This window comes from Streptomyces sp. NPDC032745, assembly GCF_055579465.1.
In genome coordinates this window covers 364808-382263 of record NZ_JBVING010000007.1, presented here as the reverse complement: position 1 = coordinate 382263, position 17456 = coordinate 364808, and the positions used below count along the sequence as shown (strand labels likewise).

17 protein-coding genes are annotated in these 17456 nt (G+C 74.6%); 12 read left to right on the top strand and 5 right to left on the bottom strand.

The window, feature by feature from the left end; genetic code table 11:
• Positions 1-99: 99 nt before the first annotated feature.
• Both ACZ5WG_RS20865 and ACZ5WG_RS20860 read left to right on the top strand, forming a co-directional pair.
• The gene (locus ACZ5WG_RS20865) at positions 100-651 is read left to right on the top strand and encodes a HEAT repeat domain-containing protein (protein WP_468724962.1); all 552 of its coding nucleotides are present in this window, start codon (positions 100-102) and stop codon (positions 649-651) included.
• A gap of 13 nt (positions 652-664) precedes the next feature.
• Positions 665-1090, top strand: a complete 426-nt coding sequence (locus ACZ5WG_RS20860; RefSeq protein ID WP_468724961.1) for a RidA family protein — start codon at positions 665-667, stop codon at positions 1088-1090.
• A gap of 19 nt (positions 1091-1109) precedes the next feature.
• On the opposite strand, the gene ACZ5WG_RS20855 is transcribed toward ACZ5WG_RS20860, so the two are convergent.
• Entirely contained in the window at positions 1110-1289 is a 180-nt protein-coding gene (locus ACZ5WG_RS20855; protein WP_468724960.1) for a hypothetical protein, read from the bottom strand.
• A gap of 392 nt (positions 1290-1681) precedes the next feature.
• On the opposite strand from ACZ5WG_RS20855, the gene ACZ5WG_RS20850 reads away from it, so the two are divergent.
• Entirely contained in the window at positions 1682-1855 is a 174-nt protein-coding gene (locus tag ACZ5WG_RS20850; protein ID WP_468724958.1) for a hypothetical protein, read from the top strand.
• Positions 1856-2015: 160 nt separating this feature from the next.
• Here ACZ5WG_RS20850 and ACZ5WG_RS20845 read toward each other — a convergent pair whose 3' ends face one another.
• Both ACZ5WG_RS20845 and ACZ5WG_RS20840 read right to left on the bottom strand, forming a co-directional pair.
• Positions 2016-3620: an alpha/beta hydrolase gene (locus tag ACZ5WG_RS20845; RefSeq protein ID WP_468724956.1), complete on the bottom strand. Its 1605-nt coding sequence runs from the start codon at positions 3618-3620 to the stop codon at positions 2016-2018.
• A gap of 112 nt (positions 3621-3732) precedes the next feature.
• Positions 3733-4773 carry an Rv2578c family radical SAM protein gene (locus tag ACZ5WG_RS20840; RefSeq protein ID WP_468724955.1) on the bottom strand — a complete coding sequence of 347 codons (1041 nt, stop codon included), beginning with the start codon at positions 4771-4773 and terminating at the stop codon, positions 3733-3735.
• Between the two features lie 203 nt (positions 4774-4976).
• Between ACZ5WG_RS20840 and ACZ5WG_RS20835 the strand changes: the two genes are divergently transcribed.
• The 4 genes from ACZ5WG_RS20835 to ACZ5WG_RS20820 all read left to right on the top strand — a co-directional run bounded on the left by ACZ5WG_RS20835 (position 4977) and on the right by ACZ5WG_RS20820 (position 10054).
• Positions 4977-5420 carry an SRPBCC family protein gene (locus tag ACZ5WG_RS20835; RefSeq protein WP_468724953.1) on the top strand — a complete coding sequence of 148 codons (444 nt, stop codon included), beginning with the start codon at positions 4977-4979 and terminating at the stop codon, positions 5418-5420.
• A 405-nt stretch (positions 5421-5825) separates the two neighbouring features.
• Positions 5826-6659, top strand: a complete 834-nt coding sequence (locus tag ACZ5WG_RS20830) for a M55 family metallopeptidase (protein ID WP_468724951.1) — start codon at positions 5826-5828, stop codon at positions 6657-6659.
• 1 nt (position 6660) lies between these two features.
• Entirely contained in the window at positions 6661-8046 is a 1386-nt protein-coding gene (locus tag ACZ5WG_RS20825) for a M20/M25/M40 family metallo-hydrolase (RefSeq protein WP_468724950.1), read from the top strand.
• Between the two features lie 13 nt (positions 8047-8059).
• Positions 8060-10054 carry a prolyl oligopeptidase family serine peptidase gene (locus ACZ5WG_RS20820; RefSeq protein WP_468724948.1) on the top strand — a complete coding sequence of 665 codons (1995 nt, stop codon included), beginning with the start codon at positions 8060-8062 and terminating at the stop codon, positions 10052-10054.
• A 9-nt stretch (positions 10055-10063) separates the two neighbouring features.
• Here ACZ5WG_RS20820 and ACZ5WG_RS20815 read toward each other — a convergent pair whose 3' ends face one another.
• Entirely contained in the window at positions 10064-10771 is a 708-nt protein-coding gene (locus tag ACZ5WG_RS20815) for a hypothetical protein (RefSeq protein ID WP_468724947.1), read from the bottom strand.
• 35 nt (positions 10772-10806) lie between these two features.
• On the opposite strand from ACZ5WG_RS20815, the gene ACZ5WG_RS20810 reads away from it, so the two are divergent.
• The 3 genes from ACZ5WG_RS20810 to ACZ5WG_RS20800 all read left to right on the top strand — a co-directional run bounded on the left by ACZ5WG_RS20810 (position 10807) and on the right by ACZ5WG_RS20800 (position 14392).
• Positions 10807-11385 carry a GNAT family N-acetyltransferase gene (locus ACZ5WG_RS20810; RefSeq protein WP_468724946.1) on the top strand — a complete coding sequence of 193 codons (579 nt, stop codon included), beginning with the start codon at positions 10807-10809 and terminating at the stop codon, positions 11383-11385.
• A 4-nt stretch (positions 11386-11389) separates the two neighbouring features.
• Positions 11390-12289 (top strand): arginase family protein, encoded by a 900-nt coding sequence (locus ACZ5WG_RS20805; RefSeq protein WP_468724945.1) that lies wholly within the window; start codon positions 11390-11392, stop codon positions 12287-12289.
• Positions 12290-12415: 126 nt separating this feature from the next.
• Positions 12416-14392 carry a DUF5107 domain-containing protein gene (locus ACZ5WG_RS20800; RefSeq protein WP_468724943.1) on the top strand — a complete coding sequence of 659 codons (1977 nt, stop codon included), beginning with the start codon at positions 12416-12418 and terminating at the stop codon, positions 14390-14392.
• Between the two features lie 46 nt (positions 14393-14438).
• Here the strand turns inward: ACZ5WG_RS20800 and ACZ5WG_RS20795 are convergent, their stop codons facing one another.
• Positions 14439-15257 carry a methyltransferase domain-containing protein gene (locus ACZ5WG_RS20795; RefSeq protein WP_468724941.1) on the bottom strand — a complete coding sequence of 273 codons (819 nt, stop codon included), beginning with the start codon at positions 15255-15257 and terminating at the stop codon, positions 14439-14441.
• A gap of 193 nt (positions 15258-15450) precedes the next feature.
• Between ACZ5WG_RS20795 and ACZ5WG_RS20790 the strand changes: the two genes are divergently transcribed.
• Both ACZ5WG_RS20790 and ACZ5WG_RS20785 read left to right on the top strand, forming a co-directional pair.
• Positions 15451-16023, top strand: a complete 573-nt coding sequence (locus ACZ5WG_RS20790; protein WP_468724940.1) for a TIGR03086 family metal-binding protein — start codon at positions 15451-15453, stop codon at positions 16021-16023.
• A 161-nt stretch (positions 16024-16184) separates the two neighbouring features.
• Positions 16185-17402: an aminotransferase class I/II-fold pyridoxal phosphate-dependent enzyme gene (locus ACZ5WG_RS20785; RefSeq protein ID WP_468724938.1), complete on the top strand. Its 1218-nt coding sequence runs from the start codon at positions 16185-16187 to the stop codon at positions 17400-17402.
• Positions 17403-17456 lie beyond the last annotated feature (54 nt).

The following is a 17456-nucleotide window of genomic DNA, read 5'->3' as shown; positions in this document are numbered from 1 at the left end:
ATGTGACCTGTACCGCCCAAATGTACCGATCATCGATCATCGATCACCCATCTGTGGAAACCCGCCGCGGCGGCGCCCGCACCCCCCTAGGGTGGCCGGGTGAACGACGTGCTGGAGCGCCTGCGAACGGAATCCGGGCAGTCCCCTCCGTACGAGGAACTGCTCGCGGCGGCCCCCGACGAGCTGGCGGCCTCCCTGACCACCGCCGGGCTGCCCCTGTGGGCCCGCGAGCTGGCCGCCTACCGCCTCGGCCTGGCCGGGGACCGGCGGGCCTTCGAGCCGCTCGTGCTGCTGCTCAACCACCGGGACCCGCCGCGCTGCGCGGCCGCCGCCGAGGCGCTCGCCGTACTGGGGGACCCGCGCACCGCCCGCGCGGCGGCCGCCCTCGCCACCAACACCCTGCGCACGGCCTACGCACTCCAGCCCGTACGGCTGCTCACGGCCCTGCGCGCCCCTGAGTCGGCGCCGGTCCTGACGGCTACCCTGGCCCGCCTGCTGTCCCCGCACGATCCCTACTGGCGGGTGGCCCTGGCCTGTGTCGAGGGGCTGGGCGCCCTCGGCGACCCCCGGTCCCGTGAGGTGCTGACCCGGGCCCAGTCCCATCCGCGCCTCGCCGTGGCGGCGACGGCCGCGCTGCGCGCGCTCGGCTGACATGATCGCTCGTATGAGCGAACGCAACGACAGCCACATCACCCGCCTGGCCGCGCCGGAGGGCGTCCACCCCGGTACGGGCTACAGCCATGTCACCTGGGGCACCGGGCGGTTCATCGCCATTTCCGGCCAGTGCGCCTTCGACGAGCAGGGCGAGGTCGTCGGCGCGGGCGACGCCTCCGCGCAGGCCCGCCAGGTGTTCGAGAACCTGCGGCGCTGCCTGGCAGCGGCCGGGGCGACCTTCGACGACGTCGTGAAGCTGACCTACTTCGTCACGGACGTCGCGCACCTCCCGGCGGTACGGGAGGCGCGCGACGCCGTCATCCCCGGCGACCGGCAGCCGGCCTCCTCGGCCGTCCAGGTCGTCGCCCTCTTCCGGCCCGAACTCCTGCTGGAGGTGGAGGCGTTCGCGGTGCTGCCGATACCTGCGGGCCAGTAGGCAGGGCCAGTAGGCGGGGTCAGCGGGACGCCGAATGCGGTTCGCCCTGCGCGTGGACGGCGGCGGGCCCGCGGCCCGCGCCGTCCGGCTGCCGGGGCACCAGGATCACATCGGGACCGGCCGCAGCCGTGGCCGGCGCGGACGGCCGGCGGCGCTCCGCCGCCCGCTGGACCCGCCGGCCCAGACGCTGCGCCGGCATGGACCGAGCCAAGCTCCGTCAGCAGCAGCTGCGGGGCCAGGGCCGTGCCGATCGCCAGCGCGGCGTCGGCGAAGGCCGCCGCGATCGCGCCGCTGTGCCGGTGCAGGCCACGTGTGAACAGGGCGGTGAAGAAGAAGTAGAGGACCATCTCGTAGCAGAGGGTCCAGGTGACGTTCATGCCGTGCGGACGCCGAGCAGGTCCTGGAGCATCAGGCCGTTCGCGACCAGCGAGGCCCAGGTTGTCACCGGTGCGCAGCAGCGCGGTCGATCCGTCCCCGGCCGGCAGCATCACGATCGAGGCGGCCAGGGCGACGACGAGGGCCGGGTAGATCCGGAAGATCCGGCCGATCCAGAAGGCCCGGACGTCGCCCCGGCGCTCCAGCGAGGCCGGGATGATCGCCGAGGTCGAAGTTCCGCCGGACCGGCTCGCCGAACGGCAGCATCCGCAGTACGCCGAAGTGGTGCAGGGCCACGACCAGGGCGGCGAAGCCGCGCAGCGCGTCGAGCCAGCCGAGCCGCGCACCGGTGGCGGCCGGGGCCTCGGCGGTCCTCCGCCAGGCGAGTAGGGGTATGTGCTGCTTCACCGCAGGGACCCTGGCTCATACCCGTCCGGCCCGCCCCTGTTCACCGCAGCGTCGGGGACGGGCCGGGCGGAGCCGGTACGAGTGGCGCCGATCCGGCACAAACTCCGGCAAACCGGCGAATCGGCGAACTCGCGAACCGCCCCTAGCCGCGGAAGCCCAGCAGGCCGTGCAGCGCCGTGCCGCCCGCCGACGGGGGCACCGCGCGGGTGGCCGCGGTCGGCTCCGGGGCCGCCTGGGCGGGGCAGGTGGCGTCCGAGGCCCCGCCCGTCCGCAGGTACGCCGCCACCTTCTCGTCCAGGCACTTGTTGCCGCTGAGCGCGACCCCGTGGTTGCCGCCGCCCTCCTCGACCACCAGCGCCGAGCCCTTCAGCTTCCCCTTCATGCTCAGAGCCCCCTCGAACGGGGTCGCCGCATCGTCCGTCGCCTGGAGGAGCAGGGCCGGCGGGAGGTCGGCGTTGGTCACGTCCGGCGCCGCCAGCGGCTCCGTCTGCCAGAACGCGCACGGGGCGTTGTACCAGCCGTTGTTCCAGGTCATGAACGGAGCCTTCGCATGGGTGCGCCACATGTCCGTGCGCCACTGGTTCCAGTCCTTCGGCCAGGCCGAGTCGCGGCACTGCACCGCCGTGTACACGCTGTAGCTGTTGCCCGCGGACGGCTCCACCGCCCCGAACCGCTCGTACGCCGCCACCAGCGGCTTCGGGTCCCCGGCCACCGCGTACGCCGAGAAGGCCTCGGCGAGGACCGGCCAGTAGCCGTTGTAGTAGCCGCCCGGCATGTAGGTGTCCTCCAGCTCCGAGGGGCCCACCTTGCCGCCCGCCGGTGTCGTGCGCAGGGCGTCCCGCATCGCGTACCAGCGCTCCTCGACCCCCACCGGGTCGTCGCCGAGCTTGTACTTCTCCTCGTACCGGGCCACCCAGGCCAGGAAGGCCTTGTGGCGGGCGTCGAAGGCCTGGTCCTGCGCGAGGTTGTCCTCGTACCAGACCCCGCCCGGGTCGACCACGGAGTCCAGGACGAGGCGGTGCACCCGGTCCGGGTGGAGTTTGGCGTACACCGCGCCCAGGTAGGTCCCGTACGAGTAGCCGAAGTAGCTGACCTTCGCCGCGCCGAGGGCGGTGCGCAGCACCTCGATGTCGCGGGCGGCCGAGACGGTGCCGATGTGGGGGAGCACGTCCGCGTGCTTGGCCTGGCAGGACTCGGCGAAGGACTTCACCCGCTCCAGGTTGGCCTGCTCCGTCTGCAGGTCGCGCGGGACGGAGTCCGGGCGTACGGGGGTGAAGTGGCCGGGCCCGCAGTCGAGGGTGGGCTCGCTCTTGCCGACGCCCCGCGGGTCGAAGCCGATCACGTCGTACTGGGCGGCGACGTCCTTGGGGAGCGCGGAGGCGATGAACCCGGCCAGGGCCCGGCCGCTGCCGCCGGGGCCGCCGGGGTTGACCAGCAGCGGGCCCTGGGAGGTGGCGGCGGTGTGCGGGACCCGGGTCAGGGCCAGGGAGATCTGGCGGCCCGCGGGCCGGTCGTGGTCCAGCGGGACCTTGAGGGAGGCGCACTGCAGCGTCGGGTAGCGCTGGGTGGCGCAGCCGGTCCAGCGCAGCGCGGCGGGCGCGGCGGCGGCGCGGGCCTGCGCCGCCGCCGCCGTCGGCGTGGCGCCGGCCGGGCTCGTGACGACGGCGGCCACGGTCGCGGTGGCGATCGAGAGCAGGACGGCGGCGCGCTTCGTGAAGGGGCCGCGCTTCTTCGCGGGGTGCAGCATGGGGCCTCCCAGCCGAGGGTTCTGGGCGGAATCGTCCCGGAAACCATGCCTGGAAGGCGGTATTGGGCTGCTGATTGGCCCGATGTGATGAGCTTTCAGGGGCCGTACGAGGTCACAGGAGGCTGAGCTGGGTGGGGCCGGCGGGCGCGGGCTCGGCCGGGCGTTCGGGGACGGCGATCCTGCGGGCCGCGGTCTGCCGGGAGGGGCCGATGCCGAATTCCGCCGCGAGCTCGTGGACTTGCCGGGTGATCTGCCGCTGGTACCAGGTGGGCGCGTACGAGCCGCCGGCGTACATCCGCTCGTACCGTTCGACGAGGTGGGGGTGGTGGGCCCGCAGCCACGCCGCGAACCACTCGCGGGCGCCCGGCCGCAGATGGAGTACCAGGGGTGTCACGGAGGTCGCCCCGGACTCGGCGACGGCCCGCACCGTGGCCCGCAGCTGCTCGGGGGAGTCCCCGAGGAAGGGGATCACCGGGGCCATCAGCACCCCGCACTCGATCCCTGCATCGGCGAGGGCCCGTACGGCGGCCAGCCGGGCGGCGGGGGAGGGCGTGCCGGGTTCGACGGTCCGCCACAGGGCGGTGTCGGTGAAGCCGACGGATACGGAGATGCCGACGTCGGCGACTTCGGCGGCCTGCTGCAGGAGGGGGAGGTCGCGCAGGATGAGCGTCCCCTTGGTCAGGATGGAGAAGGGGTTGGCCCGCTCGGTCAGGGCCTCGATGATCCCGGGCATCAGCCGGTAGCGCCCCTCGGCGCGCTGGTAGCAGTCGACGTTGGTGCCCATGGCGATGTGCGCGCCGGTCCATCGGCTCGAGGCGAGTTCGCGGCGCAACAGTTCGGGGGCGTTGGTCTTGACGACGATCTGGGAGTCGAAGCCGATGCCGGTGTCGAGGTCGAGGTAGCCGTGGGTCTTGCGGGCGAAGCAGTACACGCAGGCGTGGCTGCACCCGCGGTACGGGTTGACCGTCCACTCGAACGGCATCCGCGAGGCCCCGGGCACCCGGTTGAGGACCGAGCGGGCGCGGACCTCGTGGAAGGTGATCCCGCGGAACTCGGGGGTGTCGAAGGTCCGCGTGACGACGGAGCCGGCCCCGAAGAGCGCCCCAGCGTTCGCCGCGGTCCCGGGTCCGTCGGTCAGATTGTCCCAGCGCATCAGCGCCTCCCTCGGTAGCTCGGCCCGAGAATAGAACAAACGTTCCCATGATCGTGCGGCCCGTGACCCGCCCGATCGCCGCCGAGGGCCGGTGGGAGGCTCCATGAGCCGGACCGGGCGGCCCGGGACCCGGATTTGGGCCCTTGCCCCGGAGGTGGTTGGCTTGCCGCCGACGAGCGAAGACAACTGCTGGAGGAACAGCTATGGCGCAGGTCGAGGCCACCACGGAGCGGATCATCGCGGCTGACGCGGAGACCGTGTTCGACGCGCTGGCGGACTACACCGGGACCCGGGGGAAGGTGCTGCCCGAGCACTTCAGCGAGTACGAGGTGCGCGAGGGCGGCGACGGCGAGGGCACCCTCGTCCACTGGAAGCTCCAGGCCACCAGCAAGCGCGTACGCGACTGCCTGCTGGAGGTCACCGAGCCCACCGACGGGCAGCTCGTGGAGAAGGACCGCAACTCCACCATGGTCACCACCTGGGTCGTCACCCCGGCCGGCGAGGGCAAGTCCAAGGCCGTGGTCACCACCGTCTGGAACGGCGCCGGCGGCATCGGCGGCTTCTTCGAGCGCACCTTCGCCCCCAAGGGCCTCGGCCGGATCTACGACACCCTGCTGGCCAACCTGGCCGCCGAAGTCGAGGGCTGAGCAAGGCCGTTGCCCGGCAGCGACGCCGGGCGGCTCACCGGATCGGGTGGATTTCCCGGCGGCGGTGAGCCCCCGGCCCGGGCGTGACCTCCCGGCGACACTGCGGGCGGGCGCCCAGGCGTGGCCCCCGGCCGCAGCGGGCCCGGGCGGCCAAGGGCCGTCCCGTCATCCCCGGCGGGCGCACGACGCCGGCCACGGCACCTCGCCGCGTTGCCGGAACGCCCGGATACGCCCAGCGCCCGGGTGCGCCCGGTATGGGGACGCTCCTGCGCCTTGCGATGCACCGCGTCCGACGCCGCGCGCTGATCCGCCGGGGATTGCGGGACAGCCCTTAGGGTGGAAGCCTGCGTGGACGGCTCCGTCCGTGTCGGCCGCGCCGTGGCAGCCGACCGCCCAGGGAGCCCGATGAAGATCCTCGTCTCCGCCGACATGGAAGGCGCCACGGGCGTCACCTGGCCCGCTGACGTCCTGCCCGGCACGCCCGAGTGGCAGCGCTGCCGCCACCTCTTCACCTCCGACGTGAACGCCGCCGTACTCGGCTTCCTCGACGGCGGCGCCGACCAGGTCCTCATCAACGAGGCCCACTGGAGCATGCGGAACCTGCTGCTCGAACAGCTCGACGAGCGGGCCGAGCTGCTCACCGGCCGCCACAAGTCCCTCACCATGGTCGAGGGGGTCCAGCACGGCGACGTCGACGGCATCGCCTTCGTCGGCTACCACACCGGTGCCGGAACGCCGGGCGTCCTCGCCCACACCTACCTCGCCAACTCCATCACCGGGGTCTGGCTGAACGGGACCCGTGCGAGCGAGGGACTGCTCAACGCCCACGTCGTCGCCGAGTACGGAGTGCCGGTCGTCCTCGTCACCGGCGACGACCTGACCTGCGTCGACGCCGACGGCTACGCCCCCGACGCGGTGAAGGTCGCCGTCAAGGACCACGTCTCCCGCTACGCCGCCGTCTGCCGCACCCCGGCCCGTACCGCCGCCGACATCCGGGCCGCAGCCAAGGAGGCCGCGGCCCTCGCCGGACGCCGGGAACCCGCGCCCGGCGGGCCGTACACCGTGGAGCTGGAGTTCGACGCCGAGCACCTGGCGATGGCCGCCACCGTCGTCCCGGGCGTCGAACGCTCCGGGGAGCGCAGGGTCGCGTACACCAGCGAGACGATGTACGAGGGGATCCGCACCTTCAAGGCGGTCACGACGGTCGTCTCGGCAGCCGTGGAGGAGCAGTATGGCTGACATGCCCGCAGTCACCTCCCAGCGCCCGGCCGAGGAGACCCCCGCCGGGGAGCCCTCCGCCGGGGAATCCCCCGTCGACCGGGTGGCGCTCGACGAGGCCGTCGAGTTCACCTCCGGCCTGATCCGCATCGACACCACGAACCGGGGCGGCGGCGACTGCCGCGAGCGCCCCGCCGCCGAGTACGTCGCCGAGCGGCTCGCCGCAGCCGGCCTCGAGCCGGTCCTGCTGGAACGCACGCCCGGCCGCACCAACGTGGTGGCCCGGATCGAGGGCACCGACCCCGGTGCCGAGGCCCTGCTCGTCCACGGCCACCTCGACGTGGTCCCCGCCGAGGCCGCCGACTGGAGCGTGGACCCCTTCTCCGGCGAGATCCGCGACGGGGTGGTCTGGGGCCGCGGCGCCGTCGACATGAAGAACATGGACGCGATGGTGCTGGCCGTCGTACGGGCCTGGGCGCGCGTAGGTGTGCAGCCGCGCCGCGACATCGTGATCGCCTACACCGCGGACGAGGAGGACAGTGCGGTCGACGGCTCGGGATTCCTCGCCGACCAGCACCCGCACCTCTTCGAGGGATGTACGGAGGGCCTGAGCGAATCCGGCGCCTTCACCGTGCACAACGGCCCCGGCCAGGCCCTCTACCCGATCGCGGCCGGCGAACGCGGCACCGCCTGGCTGAAGCTGACCGCCCACGGCACGGCCGGCCACGGCTCCAAGCCCAACCGGGCCAATGCCGTCAGCCGGCTCGCCGCCGCCGTGGCCCGGATCGGCGAGTACCGCTGGCCCGTCCGGCTCACCGGCACGGTCGCCGCCTGCATCACCGAACTCGCCGCCCTCCAGGGCCTGTCGGTCGACCCCCGCGCCCGCGGCTTCGACCTCGACGCCGTCCTCGGCAAGCTCGGCCCGGCCGGTGTCCTCGTCGAGGCGACCGTACGCAACAGCGCCAACCCGACCATGCTCAGCGCCGGTTACAAGCTCAACGTCGTTCCGGGTACGGCCACCGCCTACGTGGACGGCCGGATGCTGCCCGGCAGCGAGGCCGAGTTCATCGCCACCCTCGACGAACTCACCGGCCCCGACGTCACCTGGGAGTTCCACCACCGCGAGGTGGCCCTCGAAGCCCCCGTGGACGGACGGACCTTCGCGATCCTGCGCGAGTCCGTGGAGCGCTTCGACCCCGACGGGCACGTGGTGCCGTTCTGCATGGCGGGCGGCACGGACGCCAAGCAGTTCTCCCGGCTCGGGATCACCGGATACGGCTTCTCCCCGCTGAAACTGCCGCCCGGCTTCGACTACTGGTCCCTCTTCCACGGCGTGGACGAGCGGGTCCCCGTCGACGCCCTGCACTTCGGCGTGCGCGTCCTCGACCACGCCCTGCGGACCCTGTGAGGGGGAGCCGGTGATGGCGGTGCCGACCGGGCCCTACGGCAGCTGGCCCTCGCCCATCGACGCGGCGGTCGCCGCCTCGCTCGACGGGCGGCCCGAGTACCTCGGAACCGTCGGCCCCGAGGTGTGGTGGACCGAGCCCCGGCCGGCCGAGGGCGGCCGCCGCACCCTGGTGCGCCGGCCCGCCGACGGTGGCCCCGAGGCCTCCGTGCTGCCCGCCCCGTGGAACGTCCGCAGCCGCGTCACCGAGTACGGCGGCCGGCCCTGGGCGGGCACCGAACGGCCGGCGGGCGGGCCCCTGGTGGTGTTCGTCCACTTCGCCGACCAGCGGATGTACGCGTACGAGCCCGACGCGCCCGGCGGCCCCGCCCCGCGGCCCCTCACCCCCGTATCCGCGGTCGGCGGCGGGCTGCGCTGGGCCGACCCCGTCCTGCGGGACGGTGAAGTCTGGTGCGTGCTCGAGGAGTTCACCGGCCCGGCGCCGACGGACGTACGCCGTGTCCTGGCCGCCGTACCACTCGACGGCTCGGCCGCAGAGGACCGGTCCCTCGTACGCGAACTGACCGACGACCGGCACCGGTTCACCACCGGGCCCCGGCTGTCCCCCGACGGGCTGCACGCGGCCTGGCTGGTGTGGGACCACCCCCGGATGCCGTGGGACGGCACCGAGGTGCGCCTCGCCGGCGTCGCGGCCGACGGGACGCTGACGGGGGCCCGTACGGTGCTCGGCGGTCCCGAGGAGTCCGTGGCGCAGGTGGAGTGGACCCCCGGCGGGGATCTCCTCGCCGTCAGCGACCGCAGCGGCTGGTGGAACCCGTACCGGGTGGATGCGGCGACCGGCGAGGCCGTCAACCTGTGCCCGCGCGAGGAGGAGTTCGGCGGCCCCCTGTGGAAGCCCGGGCTGAGCTGGCTGGCCCCGCTTCCCGGCGGGCTCCTCGCGGTCCTGCACGGCCAGGGCTCCTCGGTGCTCGGCGTCCTCGACCCGGAGAGCGGCGACCTGGTGGACGCCGCCGGGCCGTGGACGGCCTGGCAGCCCACGCTCGCCGCGCACGGCAGCCGCGTCTACGGGGTCGCCGCCAGTCCGCGCAGCGCCTACGAGGTGGTGGAGCTCGACACCGTGGACGGCCACGCCCGGGTGGTCGGCGCGGCCGGGGTGGACCCGGTGGACCCCTCGTACTACCCGGAACCGCAGAGCCGGACCTTCCTCGGTCCGGGCGGCCGGGAGATCCACGCCCACGTCTACCCGCCGCACCACCCCGCGCGGCGGGCCCCCGCCGACGAACTGCCCCCGTACGTGGTGTGGGCGCACGGCGGCCCCACCGACCACGTGCCGCCCGTACTCGACCTGCACATCGCCTACTTCACCTCGCGCGGCATCGGCGTGGCCGAGGTGAACTACGGCGGATCCAGCGGCTACGGGCGCGCCTACCGGGAGCGGCTGCGCGAGCAGTGGGGCGTCGTCGACGTGGAGGACTGCGCCGCGGTGGCCCGGGCGCTGGCCGCCGAGGGCACCGCGGACCCGGACCGGCTCGCCATCCGGGGCGCCAGCGCGGGCGGCTGGACGGCGGCGGCCTCGCTGGCCGCCACCGACCTGTACGCCTGCGGGACGATCATCTACCCCGTGCTGGACCTGCTGGGCTTCGCCGAGGAGACCCACGACCTGGAGTCCCGGTACATCGACGGCCTGGCCGGACCCCCGCAGACCCTGGCCGTACGCTGCCGCGAGCGGTCACCGGTGGCCCGCGCCGGCCGGATCACCGCCCCCTTCGTGCTGCTCCAGGGCCTGGACGACCCGGTCTGCCCGCCGGCCCAGGCGGAGCGCTTCCTGGCCGCCCTGCGGGGGCGGCCGGTCCCGCACGCGTACGTCGCGTTCGAGGGCGAGGGCCACGGCTTCCGGCGGGCGGACACCATGATCCGCGCGCTGGAGGCCGAACTCTCCCTGTACACCCAGGTGTTCGGCATCGACCGGACGGACGTCCCGAAGGTGGTGCTGGCGCCGGGGCCCATGTAGGGCGTGTGGTCAGGCGGTGTGCAGCCAGACGCGGAGCGGGCCGAGCGCGGCGAAGCCGTGGCGGACGGCGGTGTCCAGGTCGTCCCCGGCCTCGTAGCCGACGACCGGCAGGCCGGGCCAGAGGTCCGCGACCGCCGTGAGGGCGCCCGTCCACGCCTCGTCGTCCGGGGTGCCGTCCGCGGTGAACACGTTGGAGAGGCCGACCACCCGGCCCGTCCGGTTGGCCGCGGCGCCGGCGACGACGCGGCCGTCGGCGGACCGGCCGGCGAAGAAGGCGATCTCCTCGGTGAGCAGGCCCGGGTGGAACAGGCCGGTGCTCTCCCCGCCGTCCCAGGCCGCCTCCCAGACGGCCAGCTCCCCGGCGTCGGTGACACGGGACCAGGCCAGGGCGGACGCGGACGGAGCCGGGGCCTGCGCCGGGCGGTGGATCCACTGCGCTGCGAACAGGATCTCGAAGCCCGCCGGAGCCAGGTCGAGCACGGCGAAGCTGTCCTTGACCGAGCAGCCGGGGGAGTCGGTGTCCATGCCGGCCAGCAGCGCGTCCGCCGAGGCCTCGGGGGTCAGGGTCACGCCGTCGGGGTAGTACGGCGGGGTGCGGCGCGCACTGGTCCACGCGTCGGCCGCGAACGAGCCGACGCCGCTGACCGCCGCGCACCACTCGGCGTTGTTGCGTACCGCCGCGCGCAGCAGTTCTCCGGTGTCCTCGTCGATGATCATGCCGGGGATCCTGCCACACCTCATAGCCTGGGCGGATGTCATATTCCACGTACCTCCGCGAGGGGGAGCACGTCGGCCTGCGGCCGTTCCGGCTCGCCGACGGCCCCGAGTTCACCGCACGCGTGCACGAGAGCCGGGACCTCCACCGGCCGTGGCTGTCCCCGCCGGCGACGATCGAAGAGTACGAGCCGTACGCGACGCGCCTGATCGAGGGCGGGAGCCGCGCGGGGTTCCTGGTCTGCGAGCGCGAGACCGGGGCCATCGCCGGGTTCGTCAACGTCAACAACATCGTCCGCGGCGCCTTCGACTGCGGGGCGCTCGGCTACGGCGCCTTCGCGCACGCCGCCGGGCGCGGGCTGTTCCGGGAGGCGCTGGGGCTGGTCGTGGAGTTCGCCTTCACCCCCGAGGACGAGGGCGGCCCGGGACTGCACCGGCTGGAGGCCAACATCCAGCCGGGCAACGCCGCGTCCCTCGCGCTGGTGCGCGGGGCCGGGTTCCGGCTGGAGGGGTTCTCGCCGGACTTCCTCTTCGTCGAGGGGGCCTGGCGCGATCACGAGCGCTGGGCGATCACCGCCGAGATGTGTGGTCCTGCGGGCGCCGATCGCGCAGGATGATGGCATGCGAAGCCTGGTGCTCCTCGACGCCCCGTCCAACCTGGGCCTGCGCCCGTCCGCGCCCGGCACCGTCCCCGGTGTCTACAAACTGGCGGGCGCCCTGCGCGACCAGGGCCTGCTGAGCCGGCTCGGCGCCCGCGAGGGCGGGGTCGTGGTGCCGCCGCGCTACGACCGCGGCAGCTGGAAGGAGGGCGACGGGGTCTTCCACGCCGGCCCGCTCGCCGCGTACACCGTCGCCCTCGCCGACCGGATCGAGACGCACCTGCGCGACGGGGAGTTCCCCGTCGTCCTCGGCGGGGACTGCTCGATCCAGCTCGGCGCCTCCCTCGCCATGCGCCGTCTCGGACGGTACGGGCTGGCCGCGATCGACGGCTCCGCCGACTTCCGCCACCCCGGGAACGAGGCCGTCAACGGGCCCGTCGGGGCCGCCGCCGGGGAGGAGCTCGCCCTCGCCACCGGCCGCGGCCAGGCCGGCCTCGCCGACCTGGAGGGGCTCGGGCCCTACCTCCGGGACGAGGACGTACGGCTCTTCGGGCTGCGCGACGGCGACCAGGACCTGCCGGAGCTGCGCGCGGCGGGGATCTCCGCGGCCACCGTCGGGGACATCCGCGCACGCGGCGCCGCCCCGGTGGCGCGTGCCGCGCTGGTCGGGCTGCACCCGCCGGACACCGCCGGGTTCTGGGTCCACCTGGACGCCGACGTACTGGACCCGGACGTGATGCCGGCCGTCGACAGCCCCGACCCCGGCGGACTGCTCCCCGGCGAACTGGCCGAGCTGCTCGCCGTGTTGGTGGGCTCCCCGCGGTGCGTCGGCCTCAACGTCACGATCTACGATCCCGACCTGGATCCGGACCTGCGGGCCGGGGCGCTGCTCGCCGACCTGGTCGCGGGGGCGTTCGCGTAGCCGGGGATCGTCCCGGGCGGCCGGGCCGTTCGGGTAGCGCTCCGGCCAGGGCTTTGCGTAATCCTGACCGGTGGTGATCCGCGGAACCCCTGTGCACCGGCCGCCGTGGCGTGTTCCATTTCCTGCATGGCCACCACCGTCCGCCGCGCCGTACTGACCCTGCCCGCCGCCCCCTTGGGGCCCGAGAACCCGCTGCCCGTCCTGCGCTCGCCCGCCGACGCGCACGCATCGGACGAGCTCCCCCAGCCCAGGCGCGAGGGGCTGCCGCGCGACATGGCCCGGCAGATCGGGTATGGGCCGCTGCGCTCGCTGCTGCCCGTACGCCTGCTGGACGGGTACCAACGGCGCAGGCAGGAACGCGAGTTCGAGGCAGTCGTCATCGAGAACGCACACCTGCGGGTCACCGTGCTGCCCGGACTCGGCGGCCGGGTCCACTCCCTCGTGCACGTGCCCACCGGTCGTGAACTGCTGTACCGCAACCCGGTGTTCCAGCCCGCAAACTTCGCCCTCAACGGCGCCTGGTTCTCGGGCGGCATCGAGTGGAACATCGGCGCCACCGGCCACACCACCCTCTCCTGCGCCCCGCTGCACGCTGCCCTCGTACCGGCGCCCGACGGGGGCGTGATGGTCCGGCTCTGGGAATGGGAGCGGCTGCGCGACCTGCCGTTCCAGGTGGACCTGTGGCTGCCGGAGGACTCGGAGTTCCTGTACGCCGGAGTCCGCATCCGCAACCCGCACGAGCGGTCCGCCCCCGTCTACTGGTGGTCGAACATCGCCGTCCCGGAGGACCCCGGCACGCGGGTGCTGGCCCCCGCCGACGAGGCCTGGCACTTCGGGTACGAGCGGGCCCTGCGGCGGATCGGCGTACCGCAGTGGGAGGGCGAGGACCGCACGTACCCGCTGCGCAGCACGTACCCGGCCGACTTCTTCTACGAGGTCCCGGCCGGGGCCCGGCCCTGGATCGCCTCGCTGGACGCCGGGGGGCACGGGCTCGTCCAGACGTCCACGGCCCGGCTGCGCGGACGCAAGCTGTTCGTCTGGGGCGCGGGGGAGGGCGGCCGACGCTGGCAGGAGTGGCTGACCGAGCCCGGCACCGGCGGCTACGCCGAGATCCAGGCCGGCCTCGCCCGGACCCAGCTGGAGCACGTACGGCTCGAGGCCGGGGCGGAGTTCAGCTGGCTGGAGGCCTACGGGCCCCTGGCCGCGGACCCGGCGTCGGTGCACGGCCCCGACTGGGCGGCGGCCCGGTCCGCCGCGGAGACGGCCCTGGCGGCGGCCCTGCCCCGGGAGCGGGTCGAGCAGGCGTACGAGGCGTGGCGCGGGTCCGCCGATACGGAGCCCGGGGAGCGGCTGGCGGCGGGCTCGGGGTGGGGCGCGCTGGAGGTGCTGTGCGGCGGGCACAAGCTGCCCGGCACCCCGTTCGGGGAAGCGGGGCTCGGTGAGGCGCAGGCGCCCTGGCTGGAGCTCTGGCGGACCGGGGTCTTCCCCGCCCCGCGGCGGGTCGCACCGCCGGGGCCCAGCCTGGTGGCCCCGCACTGGCGGGACATGCTGGAGACCGCCCCGGCGGATCCGCTGACCGAATACCACCTGGGCGTGGCCCAGTGGCACGCGGGCGATGTGGCCCAGGCGGTGCGCAGCTGGGAGCGCGGCCTGGCGCTGGCGCCCTCGCGGTGGCCGTTGCTGCGCTGCCTGGCGGTGGCCGACGCGCTGGCCGGCGACCCGGCGCGGGCCGCGCAGCGGTTCGCCGAGGCCTTCGAGGACCTGGCCGAGGAGAGCCGGGGCGGCGAGCCGTGGACGGCCGCGGAGTCCGCGCTGGGGCGGGAGGCGATGACGGCGCTGCTGGCGGCCGGTCGTCTGCCGGCGGCGCGGGCGGTGTGGGACCGGCTGCGGCCGGCGCTCCGCGAAGAGGGCCGGTTCCGCCTGCTGGCCGCCCGGCTGCTGGCGGCGGAGGGCCATGTGGGCGCGGCCCGCCGGGTGTTCGAGGAGGGCTTCGAACTGCCCGACCTCCGCGAGGGCGACGAGATCCTCTCGGAGGTCTGGAGCCGCGTGACGGACCGCCCGCTCCCCCCGTCGTACAACTTCCGCATGCGCCCGCCGACGTAGGGCCGGGGCGGGGGCGGGGGCGGGGGCGGGCGAGCCTTCGGTCCCGTCAGGCCCGTGCCAGGATTTCGCCGTTCAGGACCGAGAACCAGGCGTCCGGGGCTGCGGCCCAGCGGTGCCAGGCCTCGGCGACGGCGGACAGTTCGGCTGCGGTCGCATGACCGCCGCCCGTCGCGCGGGACGCGTACGCCGAGGCGGTCGTACGGTCCGCCCACAGGGAGGACCACCACGCGATCTCCTCGGGGGTGGCGAAGCACCAGGCCGTCGCCGACGAGGACACCTCCGTGAAGCCCGCCGCCTTGGCCCAGGACAGCAGGCGGCGCCCGGCGTCCGGTTCGCCGCCGTTCGCGCGGGCCACCCGGCGGTACAGGCCCAGCCACTCGTCCAGGCCCGGCTCCGCCGGGTACCAGGTCATCGCCGCGTAGTCCGCGTCCCGGGCGGCCACGATGCCGCCCGGCCGGCACACCCGCCGCATCTCGCGCAGCGCCTGCACCGGGTCGCCGACGTGCTGCAGCACCTGGTGGGCGTGGACCACGTCGAAGGAGTCGTCGGGGAAGTCCAGTGCGTGGACGTCGGCCGTGGCGAAGGTGACCGACCCGGCCAGGCCGCGCTCCTGCACGTACTCCGCGGCCTGCTCCAGGACGTCCTGCGCGGCGTCGACCGCCGTCACCCGGCCGCCCGGCGCGACCAGTTCTGCCAAGTCCGCCGTGATCGTGCCCGGGCCGCAGCCCACGTCCAGGACGGACATCCCCGGCCGCAGCTCGGCGATCAGGTACGCCGCCGAGTTCGCGGCGGTGCGCCAGCGGTGCGAGCGCAGAACGGATTCGTGGTGCCCGTGCGTGTAGACGGCCGTTTCCCTGGCACTCATGGCCCGGCTCCTCCTCGTCGTTGAAGCGTTGTGATCACCGTAGGGGATGGTTCGGGATATGAGATATGTGTTTTGACATGTGGACATCCTCCTTGTGCTGCAAGGAGGTCGGGCAGGTCGGTGGCAGCGCAGAGCAGGTGCGAGGACAGTGGGCTCCAGAGACGGGACCCGCTGGCAGAGGACGGTGGAAGCCATGCCGGACACGCTGCTCGAACAGCACGCCGAGGCCCTGCGGCTCTTCGGCGAGCGGGTGCACGCCGTCGCGGTCGGCCAATGGGAGGCCCCGACCCCGTGTACGGAATGGACCGTGCGCGACCTGGTCAACCACGTCACCGGCGAACAGCTCTGGATCCCGCCGATGATCTCCGACGGCCGCACCGTCGAGGACATCGGCGACGCGTTCTCCGGCGACGTGCTCGGCCAGGACCCGGCCGGGACCTGGGACCGCGCGGCGGCCGCCGCGCACGCCGCGTTCACCGCGCCCGGTGCGCTGGACCGCACGGTCAGGCTCTCGTACGGGCCCGCGCTGGGCCGGGCGTACTGCGCGGAGCTGACCGCCGACTGCGTCGTGCACACCTGGGACCTCTCCCGGGCCATCGGAGCCGACGACCGGCTCCCGGACGGCCTGGTCGAGTTCTCGCTCAAGGAGGTCATGCCGTACGCCGACGGGCTCGCGGCGAGCGGGTTGTTCGCGGCGCCGCTGGACGTGCCGGCGGGCGCGGACGCCCAGACCCGGCTGCTGGCCCTGGTGGGCCGGCAGGGCTGATCCCCGAGCCCGTGGCCCTCTGACCCCCCGCAGGGCGACAACAGGCGTACCCCCGCAAATAACCGTATAAAGGGCATGGTCAAGGGCATGGCCGGTCGGCGGCACGTACGGAGTCGGCGGTACGTACGGAACGGGGAAGGCAGGGCGGCGAGGTGTCGGGGATGCAGCGCACGGCGGAGGGCCGAGGTCCGGTCCGGTACGGGCCGCCCGCGCCCCAGCCCGGCCTGCCCGTGCTGCCCGAGCTCACCGCCGTGATCGCCGCGGCCGCCGAACGGTCCGCCCCCGAACCCCCGGGAGGCGGGGACCCCGTACGCGAGGCCGCGTGCCGGCACTGGGGGCGGCGCGGGCTCCCCACCGAGCCGGAGAACGTGGCCGCCGGGCCCGGCGCGCCCGGCCTGCTGCTGGCGCTGCTCGGTGCGTACGGGGGCGATGTCATGCTGCCCCGGCCCTGTCCCGCCTGGTGGACGCCGCAGGTCCGGCTGCTGGGACGGCGGGCCTACCACGTACCGACCCCGGCCGAGTGCGGCGGCATCCCGGACCCGTACGCCCTGCTGGAGACCGTACGGCGGGTGCGCGCCGAGGGCGGCGACCCGCGCGTGCTGCTGCTCTCCGTGGCCGACGACCCGACGGCGACGGTGCCCCCGCCCGAACTGCTGCGCGAGGCCTGCGAGGCCGCCGGGGACGCCGGGCTGTTCGTCGTGAGCGACGAGAGCTGGCGCGACACCGTCCACCGGCCGCACGACACCCTCGTCCTGAGCCCGGCCGAGATGCTGCCCGACTCGGCCGCCGTACTCCTGGACCTGTCCGGTGCGCTGCTGCCCGCCGGGTGGCCCGCCGCCGTGGTCCGCTTCCCGGGCACCCCGCGCGGCACCTGGCTGCGGGCCCGGACCCTCGACATCCTCACCGCGACCGGCGCCCTGGTCGCGGGCCCGGTCGCCGGGGCTGCCGCGCACGCCCTCGACGAGCCCGACGCGGTCGTCGGCCGGGCCTACGCCGCGGCCGCGCTGCACGGGGTGGTCGCCGCCGCGGCCCACCGGGAGCTGCTGGCCGTCGGCGCCCTCGCGCGGCCGCCGCAGGCCGGGCGGCACCTGTACGCGGACCTGAACCCGCTGCGCGCCGGTCTGGCGCGGCAGGGGGTCCGCGACGCCATGGAACTGGAGGACTACCTGGGCGGCCGGCTCGGCGCACCCACCCCCGGCGGGCAGCGCTTCGCGGACGACCTGGGCGCGCTGCGGGTCCGTCTGTCGACCGGTCCGCTGCTCGGTGCCACTCCGGAGGAGCGGCTCGCCGCGCTCACCGCGCGCGACCCGCTCGCGCTCCCGCACGTACGGCGCTCCCTGGACCTCCTCGGATCGGTCCTGGCCGGGCTGACCTCCTGACCGACTTTCGCCGACCGTCGCGACGAGCCCGCTGTGCGGTGAACGGAGAGCTCT

Excerpts from the sequence above, each read along its gene's own strand:
- ACZ5WG_RS20800 (WP_468724943.1), top strand. The coding sequence starts at position 12,416 with ATGGCCACCACCGTCCGCCGCGCCGTACTGACCCTGCCCGCCGCCCCC.
- ACZ5WG_RS20845 (WP_468724956.1), bottom strand. The coding sequence starts at position 3,620 with ATGCTGCACCCCGCGAAGAAGCGCGGCCCCTTCACGAAGCGCGCCGCC.
- ACZ5WG_RS20835 (WP_468724953.1), top strand. The coding sequence starts at position 4,977 with ATGGCGCAGGTCGAGGCCACCACGGAGCGGATCATCGCGGCTGACGCG.
- ACZ5WG_RS20785 (WP_468724938.1), top strand. The coding sequence starts at position 16,185 with ATGCAGCGCACGGCGGAGGGCCGAGGTCCGGTCCGGTACGGGCCGCCC.
- ACZ5WG_RS20850 (WP_468724958.1), top strand. The coding sequence starts at position 1,682 with ATGATCGCCGAGGTCGAAGTTCCGCCGGACCGGCTCGCCGAACGGCAG.
- ACZ5WG_RS20815 (WP_468724947.1), bottom strand. The coding sequence starts at position 10,771 with ATGATCATCGACGAGGACACCGGAGAACTGCTGCGCGCGGCGGTACGC.
- ACZ5WG_RS20790 (WP_468724940.1), top strand. The coding sequence starts at position 15,451 with ATGCCGGACACGCTGCTCGAACAGCACGCCGAGGCCCTGCGGCTCTTC.
- ACZ5WG_RS20820 (WP_468724948.1), top strand. The coding sequence starts at position 8,060 with ATGGCGGTGCCGACCGGGCCCTACGGCAGCTGGCCCTCGCCCATCGAC.
- ACZ5WG_RS20795 (WP_468724941.1), bottom strand. The coding sequence starts at position 15,257 with ATGAGTGCCAGGGAAACGGCCGTCTACACGCACGGGCACCACGAATCC.
- ACZ5WG_RS20840 (WP_468724955.1), bottom strand. The coding sequence starts at position 4,773 with ATGCGCTGGGACAATCTGACCGACGGACCCGGGACCGCGGCGAACGCT.
- ACZ5WG_RS20805 (WP_468724945.1), top strand. The coding sequence starts at position 11,390 with ATGCGAAGCCTGGTGCTCCTCGACGCCCCGTCCAACCTGGGCCTGCGC.
- ACZ5WG_RS20825 (WP_468724950.1), top strand. The coding sequence starts at position 6,661 with ATGCCCGCAGTCACCTCCCAGCGCCCGGCCGAGGAGACCCCCGCCGGG.
- ACZ5WG_RS20830 (WP_468724951.1), top strand. The coding sequence starts at position 5,826 with ATGAAGATCCTCGTCTCCGCCGACATGGAAGGCGCCACGGGCGTCACC.
- ACZ5WG_RS20855 (WP_468724960.1), bottom strand. The coding sequence starts at position 1,289 with ATGCCGGCGCAGCGTCTGGGCCGGCGGGTCCAGCGGGCGGCGGAGCGC.
- ACZ5WG_RS20810 (WP_468724946.1), top strand. The coding sequence starts at position 10,807 with ATGTCATATTCCACGTACCTCCGCGAGGGGGAGCACGTCGGCCTGCGG.
- ACZ5WG_RS20860 (WP_468724961.1), top strand. The coding sequence starts at position 665 with ATGAGCGAACGCAACGACAGCCACATCACCCGCCTGGCCGCGCCGGAG.